Here is a 6,372-nt window from a genome sequence, read left to right as displayed (position 1 = left end):
CAGGTGCTGAATCGAGTCATCATTCCGCTGTCGATGCCGGGGCTGGTGGCGGGCGCAGCGCTCGTCTTCGTCCCGGTTGTTGGTTCGTTCATGGAACCGCGCATCCTCGGCGGCCGTACCGGCACCTTTTACGGCACTGTCATCGAGGACCAGTTCGTCGCCGTGTTCAACTGGCCGCTGGGTGCTGCGCTCTCCTTTATCCTGTTGGCCGTCGTGCTGGTCATCCTGGCGGTTGCCTCGCCGGTGCTGCGGAGGGCTACGTGATGGCGACGACACGTGTTCTCGAATGGCTCGGCCGCCTCTACATCTGGCTATTGCTCGCCTTCCTCTATGTGCCCATCATCATCATGGCGCTAATGTCTTTCAACGTTTCGCCCTTCTACCAGCTGCCGTTCGAATGGACGACGGAATGGTATGTCTCGCTGTGGCAGAACGACCAGCTTATCTCAGCCACCTGGAACAGTGTCGAAATCGCAGTCATCACTACCATCATCTGCGTCGTGCTTGGCTCGGCGGCGTCACTTGCGCTCTACCGCTATGAGTTTCGCGGCAAGAAATTCCTGCAGGCGCTGCTGTTTCCGCCAATCGCCATTCCGTGGCTGATAACCGGCACGGCGATGTTGATCTTCTTCTTCGGCGTCGGCATTGGGCGCGGCCTGTTCGCTATCCTGCTTGGCCACGTCGCGCTTGCGCTTCCCTACGTCATTGTCGTCGTGTCGGCCCGACTGCAGACCTTCGCGCACGAGCTGGAAGAGGCGGCGCGCTCGCTCGGCGCCAATCAATGGCAGTTGACGAACCGCGTCACGCTGCCCTGGATCATGCCGGGCGTCATTGCCGGCGGGCTGTTCGCCTTCGCCGTGTCCTTCGACCAGTTCGTCGTATCCTACTTCTTGTCGACGCCCGGCCAGACGACGCTGCCGGTCGAAATCTACGCCGCGATCCGCAAGGGATTCACCCCCGAGATCAATGCGGTCTCGACGATCATCATTGTCGTGTCGATGGCACTGATGCTGCTGACGGCGCGCTTCTTCAAATTCGGCGGAGAGAAGTAATGGCTGGCGTCCAAGTAGCGAACGTGTCGCGCGCTTTCGGTGCCCACAAGGCGCTGGACGATGTGTCTATCGATTTCGCCGATGGCGGCTTCTATGCCCTGCTCGGGCCGTCAGGCAGCGGCAAGACCACGCTGCTGCGACAAATCGCGGGCTTCGACTTTCCCGATTCCGGTCGCATCACCATAGGTGGTGAGAGCGTCGAACGGGTGCCGGTCGAAAAACGGCGCATCGGCATGGTGTTCCAGAACTACGCCCTGTTTCCCAATATGAGCGTCTCCGACAATATCGCCTTCGGCTTGTCGGTGCGCGGCGAGCAAAAGGCGGTGATTGCCAGCGAGGTGCAGCGAGCACTCGACCTCGTGCAGCTCAGCAGGCTCGGCGGCCGACGGCCGCACCAGCTGTCCGGCGGCCAGCGCCAACGGGTGGCGCTCGCTCGCGCGATCGTCATCCGGCCGCGCGTGTTGTTGCTCGACGAGCCGCTCGGGGCGTTGGACAAGGCGCTGCGGGTCGACATGCAGATCGAGCTCAAGCGCATCCAGCGCGAGATCGGCATCACCACCATCTTCGTCACCCACGATCAGGAAGAAGCGCTGACGATGAGCGACCGTATCGGCATTCTGCGCGATGGCAAGCTGGTGCAGGAAGGCCCGCCCGAGGAGATCTACGATCGGCCGACGAGTGAGTTTGCCGCCACCTTCCTGGGCGACGCCAACATCCTTCGCGGCGACAGCACGGGCAACGGCATCCGGCTGCCGGACGGCACAGCGATTGCCGTCGGCTCCGGTACCAAGCTTGCCGCTGGGGCCAAGGCAAGCTGCGCCGTGCGGCCCGAACGCATCCGCATCTTCACCGATGCCGAGGCTCCGGATGCGGCCAACGGGAATCTGCTGCGAGGCCAGGTATCGAAGCGCATCTTCGCCGGAAATAGCAGCACCTACTTTGTCGAGCGTGCTGGCCAGACGCTCAAGGTGATTGTGCAGAACACCGGCGCTGTCAGGCTGGCGGAAGGTCAGGATGTCGTGCTGCGTTGGTCGCCGGAAAGCACCGTCTTGATCGTCGCGGGGTAGCAGGCCAGAGATACACCACTGACCGACTCAGATGGGGCTTTTGTGATGGCAAAAGATTGCGACCTCCTGGTTGAGGTCCGCGCCAGAAACGCCGATACGTCCCCCCTACGAGACCATCGCAATTTTTTGGTGGTCTTGCGGCCCGGAGCAACCGATCCCGGCAATGGGATGGACAACGACATGGTTGGCATCGCCAAGGTCTTGCCGATTGATAGTTTCACTCAGAAGCGGTGCGCCGGGCTTGCGGCTAGTGCGCCGTTTGCTGCTGTTTTGAGATTTGGCCAGGTGCGATTCATTGGCCTCGAAGACAAGCCTCCGTCAAGCCAGGCATCACGATCTTTGCCTCTAATCCTCCCACATTCAATGTCGCTTTCGGGACCCGGCAAACCGATCCAAGCCACGGCTGCGAGCACGCGCCCTGGGGAGCCGGAGTAGACCTTTGAGCGGGGTGCGGATGGCAGCTTTGAACGTGCGATCCCATCGTCCCGAACGATGTAGATTTACCAGCAAGTCGTTATTGTTCCTGGGCTCCTTCGCCACGTTCGCTCACGACTGGTCGCGTTTCCTTTCGCCGTTTCTGTGGGAAACCTGTGGGATGAGCACACCGCGTTTGTGCCTTGTGATTTGAGTTATACTCGGAACGGTTTGCGGCGACTTGGAGAAAACTGGCTTCTTCGTGATCTTCTCGGCGGCGTCTGCCAAGAAATTAGGATGATGATGGCCGTAAGTTTCGATCAGGACATCCACTGTAATGCCAAGAAAGCCCGCAGCCTGCCACATATCGGTGCCGGCCTGCATCATCCAAGTCGCCGCGGTGTGGCGGAACACGTGCGGAGTAACGTCGGGCCCTAGGCCGGCGATTTCGCGCGCCGTCTTGAAGCTCTTGTCTATCGACTGCACCGGCTTTCCATTCCATTCCACGACAAAATCCTGCGATATCTTGCGACCGATGTTCGCACTTTTGCCGCCCGATTTGGTCTCGATGTGAAGATCAGTGCGCGCCCAGCGCCGGAGGTGCGCCAGCAGCCGCTCGGGCAACGGTACAGGGGGTTGGCGCTTCTTGGTCTTCCTTGTGCCGGTGGCACCGCGATAGAAGATACCGCGGTCTAGGTCCACATGACCGCGCCCTTTCGTTGGGCGCATGGCGGCACCGCAGATTGCGGCCGAGCGCGTTCCTGTATAAAGTGCGACGAGGATGAAGCGCGCGAGATGTCGCCCAGTGCGCCGGCCGCTCTCTTGGCCCTTCCATGTCTGCTTCATACGCCAAGCTGCCCAGATCAGTGCGGCCGCCTCACTGCGGGTCAACCAGCGTTCGCGGGCGGCGGCCTTGTCTGGCAGGGTGATGACCGGTGCGGCGGTTGTATAACCCTCCTTGCGGTAGTAGTTGATGGCGGCACGAAGATCCTCGAGTTGGCGGCGCGCCGCGGCTTCGGTGGGGCGCGACGCAATGTACTCGCGGCAGAGTTTGCCATTGATGGCGGCGAGAGTTTTTTCCCCGAAGTAATCAAGGACCTTGTCCAGCCGAGCCGCCGTCTCTTCTGGTGTCGCGTGCTTCGGTGCAACCTCTTTAAGGTAGAGGTTGACCACATCGGCAATTAAGACGTCCTCGGCTCCCCGCGCTCGGTGGTATTTGCTTCCGATGTAGGCGGCGAGCGCCTTTTCAGCTTCAGTTCCTGGACGGCCTTTTTCGCCGCCGCCAGCGCTGATGAAGCTGGATCCATCGCGGATAAACCATCCAGCTTTGTTTCGGCGCGTTCCATCTTTTTTCCAGCTTTCGTCACGCCATACCAGGCGTGGCCCTTTCGACGTCCGCGGCATAGTTCCCTCATCCTCGCGATTGCCATCAAGCTCACGTATTCCTTTCCGGCGATTAGCTCCGTTTCAAGTCGACCGGCGTCACGTTCCTTGCGTAGGCCTGCTGCGCTCATCGAGCCGTCGGGAAAGGCAATTCGCGCAGCGATTTCGACGCGCAGTGGTGTGGTCTCGTCGAATTGGTCGGGGATTTTCATAAGAAGTCCTCAGCAGTTCTTAGGTCCGAGCTGTTCGCCGACCTCGTTGAGCACTCCGTCCTGTCTCGCCGTTCTGGACATGGTCCTGCCGGAGAACTCTTCTCCAAAAAACCGGCTGCGAAAACCGCCCGCCGGAGGTGCTGCGGCGAAGAGGCGCCTTCGACCTGTCAATCGGAGTGGTTGCGCAACAAGTCTATGGCTGGCCTCTGCTTCCAGTCCGGCCAGACACACTCCTAAAGGGATCCGACCGTCGTTCCAGTATCAATACTGCCGGCAGGGCCTATTGCGTCGCAACGCCCGCGCGCGCCGCGCCGCCTTCAGGCGAGCAGGGCAGCGGAGTATCTCCTTCGCTTCTTGGCTGGCAGCGTCATTGCTGGCGACGATTAGCGGCAGGCCGCCCGTGATGACCAACCACGTCCAAATCGATTTCCCGTCGCAAAAAGCGCTCTGTTCGCTCTCGAACTCAGCCGCATGCCCTCGGTGTCGCACGCCACAGCGCCGAAGGCGTGATGAAGAACGCAGATGCTTCCAATGGGGCGACCGGCCCCGCTCGTCGTTCATCGCCGCGCTGTGGTCCTTAATCGCTACTGCTGCACGTTTGTATGTTGCAGCCGCGTTTGTAAACAGGAACGCCGTCACTGAGTTGCTACCCCGCGACAACCTCGGTTGGCTGCCAAGCACAAGAGGACGAGGAGTGCCGGGATCTCCATGACGAGTTTGAAGGTCGAGAGAGAGGCTCTCGACTGCCCGTCTCGGAGTACATCCCGATGGCGACTACCCCTCAGAAAATTACCCTTCTGTCCTCGCGAGACATTGCCTTCAAGAACGTGGAGTTCTCCATGTCCCAGGTCCGCGTCAAGGCTGACATCTGGATCGAGGACCTACCTGACCTCGTAGCTGAAGTGACGACCCACTCGCACCTCATCGTGCGCAAGACGACCAGTGGTTGCATCGAGCGCCTTGCCGTCGAGATTCGCGCAGGGTCGGCCAGTCCCACTGAGCCACAGGCGCCCGAACCCGCAATTCTGGGCAAGCTGCTGGAGCGCTATCAGCGCATCGACGCGCGGGAGGATGCATGATGCCCCGACACGATGCGTCCGAACTGGCCCACCGCCTGGGCCGACAGGCCGAAGCGGTTTGTCGCCACTATCTTTCGAGCGGACATCGCGAGGGACGCTACTGGCTTGTTGGCGATGTCCGAAACACGCCGGGTCGCTCGATGTTCGTGCGGCTCGTCGGCTCGCAGAGCGGAAAGCGCGCAGCCGGCAAATGGACTGACGCGGCGACCGGGGAGTATGGCGATCTTCTCGATATCATCCGCGAAAGCCGCGGCTTGAGCGACTTCAGGGACGTTGCCCATGAGGCAATAACGTTTCTCGGCCTACCCCATCCCGAACCAGAGCAGACATCAATCCGGTCGAAGTTGCTGGCCGCGCCGTCGGAAATGTCGGAGAAAGCGCGTCGGCTATTTGCGATGTCGCAGCCGATTGCGGGTACGGTCGTAGAGGCGTATCTGCACAACCGCAGTATTGCCGCTTTGCACGGGACCGGAAGTCTGCGTTTTCACCCGCGCTGCTACTACCGGCCCGACGAACAAGCGCCGACTGAGACCTGGCCGGCGATGATCGCTTCCGTCACCGATCTCGACGGCCATTTGACTGGCGTACATCGCACATGGCTTGATCCTTCCGGCAGGGGCAAGGCACCGGTCGGTACGCCGAGGCGCGCGATGGGCGATCTTCTCGGTCACGCGGTTCGCTTTGGCCCGCCGGGCGACGTCATGGCGGGCGGCGAAGGCATCGAGACCGTCTTGTCGCTTCGGTGCATCCTGCCCGATATGGCCATGGCAGCGGCACTCTCGGCCGCCCATCTTGCTGCCATGCTGTTCCCCCCCACACTGAGACGGCTCTACATCGTGCGCGACGCCGATCCAGCCGGTAACGGCGTGCGTGACATCTTGATCGAAAGAGCGAATGCTGCCGGGATCGAGCCGGTCGTGCTCTCGCCGGCACTTGGGGACCTCAACGAAGATCTCTGTACGCTAGGCGTGGATGCCGTTCGAGCAGCAGTCCGTGTTCAGCTCGCCCCCCAGGACATCGCCCGTTTCATGGCAGTGGCGGGATAACTCGGAACGAACAGCCTGTCCGCTGTCGCTTGCATCACTTGGATGCTCCTGAAGTCGAAGAGAACCGCGCCTGCGGGCCTTCCAGAGGGCGATCGGCCAGCAAACGACCCGGACCCGCA

At 61.3% G+C, this 6,372-nt stretch carries 5 protein-coding genes and 1 pseudogene; 5 read left to right on the top strand and 1 reads right to left on the bottom strand.

The genetic code is table 11. From position 1 onward, the window contains the following. The 3 genes and pseudogenes from NKI59_RS23400 to NKI59_RS23390 all read left to right on the top strand — a co-directional run. Window positions 1–264, top strand: a pseudogene (locus NKI59_RS23400) (ABC transporter permease); the annotation flags it as partial. Further along, window positions 264–1,052, top strand: a complete 789-nt coding sequence (locus tag NKI59_RS23395; RefSeq protein ID WP_352622846.1) for an ABC transporter permease — start codon at window positions 264–266, stop codon at window positions 1,050–1,052. The pseudogene NKI59_RS23400 and the gene NKI59_RS23395, both read left to right, overlap by 1 nt. Next, window positions 1,052–2,119, top strand: coding sequence for an ABC transporter ATP-binding protein (locus NKI59_RS23390; RefSeq protein WP_352707120.1), 1,068 nt, complete (start codon window positions 1,052–1,054; stop codon window positions 2,117–2,119). Before NKI59_RS23395 ends, NKI59_RS23390 begins: the two co-directional genes overlap by 1 nt. A 546-nt stretch (window positions 2,120–2,665) precedes the next feature. Here the strand turns inward: NKI59_RS23390 and NKI59_RS23385 are convergent. After that, entirely contained in the window at window positions 2,666–3,937 is a 1,272-nt protein-coding gene (locus tag NKI59_RS23385) for a tyrosine-type recombinase/integrase (protein WP_352622847.1), read from the bottom strand. Window positions 3,938–4,895: 958 nt separating this feature from the next. On the opposite strand from NKI59_RS23385, the gene NKI59_RS23380 reads away from it, so the two are divergent. Continuing rightward, window positions 4,896–5,207 (top strand): hypothetical protein, encoded by a 312-nt coding sequence (locus NKI59_RS23380; RefSeq protein WP_352622848.1) that lies wholly within the window; start codon window positions 4,896–4,898, stop codon window positions 5,205–5,207. Further along, on the top strand, window positions 5,207–6,253 hold the full coding sequence (locus NKI59_RS23375) for a DUF7146 domain-containing protein (protein WP_352622878.1): 1,047 nt from the start codon (window positions 5,207–5,209) through the stop codon (window positions 6,251–6,253). The genes NKI59_RS23380 and NKI59_RS23375 overlap by 1 nt, the downstream gene beginning before the upstream one ends. Window positions 6,254–6,372 lie beyond the last annotated feature (119 nt).

The organism is Mesorhizobium sp. M0598, assembly GCF_040320865.1.
Classification (GTDB): Bacteria; Pseudomonadota; Alphaproteobacteria; order Rhizobiales; family Rhizobiaceae; genus Mesorhizobium.
Note: the sequence above shows the minus strand (reverse complement) of the source record. Positions and strands in the feature narration are given on the sequence as shown.

Coding starts and splice junctions, on each gene's coding strand:
- NKI59_RS23395 (WP_352622846.1), top strand. CDS start 264: ATGGCGACGACACGTGTTCTCGAATGGCTCGGCCGCCTCTACATCTGG.
- NKI59_RS23390 (WP_352707120.1), top strand. CDS start 1,052: ATGGCTGGCGTCCAAGTAGCGAACGTGTCGCGCGCTTTCGGTGCCCAC.
- NKI59_RS23385 (WP_352622847.1), bottom strand. CDS start 3,937: ATGCCGCGGACGTCGAAAGGGCCACGCCTGGTATGGCGTGACGAAAGC.
- NKI59_RS23380 (WP_352622848.1), top strand. CDS start 4,896: ATGGCGACTACCCCTCAGAAAATTACCCTTCTGTCCTCGCGAGACATT.
- NKI59_RS23375 (WP_352622878.1), top strand. CDS start 5,207: ATGCCCCGACACGATGCGTCCGAACTGGCCCACCGCCTGGGCCGACAG.